The 1,019-nt window shown below is 66.6% G+C and carries 1 protein-coding gene; it reads left to right on the top strand.

Annotated features, from left to right (window positions below):
* Nucleotides 1–1,019, top strand: a 1,019-nt coding sequence (locus tag RCF13_RS20155; RefSeq protein WP_308141504.1) for a hemagglutinin repeat-containing protein, incomplete at both ends; no start/stop codon positions are given.

Raw genomic sequence — 1,019 nt, 5'->3', positions numbered from 1 at the left:
AGCCAGGGCGACGTCAGCATCGTGGCCACCGCCGGTGACCTGAGCATCATCGGCAGCCAGGTGAAGGGTGACAACGTGGCGCTGGCCGCGCGGGACAACATCACCCTGCGCAGCGAAGCGGAAGACCACACGCAGTCGTCGAAGAACAAGAGCGGCAGCGGTGAGATCGGTTTCAGCATCGGCGCGCAGACCGGTTGGTACGTGTCGGCCAGCACCGCCAAGGGCAAGGGCAGCGGCAACGGCACCACGCACGTCGAAACCGTGGTGGACGCCGACCGCAACCTGACCGTCATCAGCGGCAAGGACACCACGCTGCAGGGTGCCCAGCTGAGCGGCGACAAGGTGGTGGCCAGCATCGGCGGCAACCTGTCCATCATCAGCGAGCAGGACACCGACGACTACGCCAGCAAGCAGACCCAGGCTGGCGGCACCTTCGTGTATGGCAGCGGCGGCACCGTCAACATTGGCCAGCAGAAGGTCGAGAGCCACCTGCGCAGCGTGCAGGAACAGAGCGGCATCGTTGCCGGCAGCGGCGGCTTCAACATCACCGTGGGTGGCAACACGCACTTGGAAGGCGGCGTGATCGGCAGCACCGCCGATGCCTCGAAGAACCGCCTGGATACCGGCAGCCTGACCGTTGTCGACATCGAGAACGAATCCCGCGCCAAGACCAGTGGCGGTGGCATCGGCACCGGGATGAGCAGCGGTGGTGGCATCAACAACCCGCTGGGGAGCGCGGCCGGCGCGGGGCTGAGCCTGCTGGGCGGCACCAAGAAGAACGACAGCAGCACCACGCGCTCGGACATCGCCGCCGGCACCGTGGTGGTGCGCGATGGCAATGAGAGCGCTTTGGCCGGTCTTGATCGGACCGCGACCGGCTTTGATACCGACAGCGCACTGTCGGCCGTTGACCTGCGCAAGATGCAGGAGCGTGCCGAGGTGATGCAGCTGGGTGGGCAGCTGCTGTTCAAGGGCGTGGGCGACCTGGGCGGCTACCTGAGCCAGAAGGCGGAGACCGA

Source organism: Stenotrophomonas maltophilia group sp. RNC7, assembly GCF_030910085.1.
Taxonomy (GTDB): Bacteria; Pseudomonadota; Gammaproteobacteria; order Xanthomonadales; family Xanthomonadaceae; genus Stenotrophomonas; species Stenotrophomonas sepilia.
This window is presented reverse-complemented; position numbering and strand designations above follow the sequence as displayed.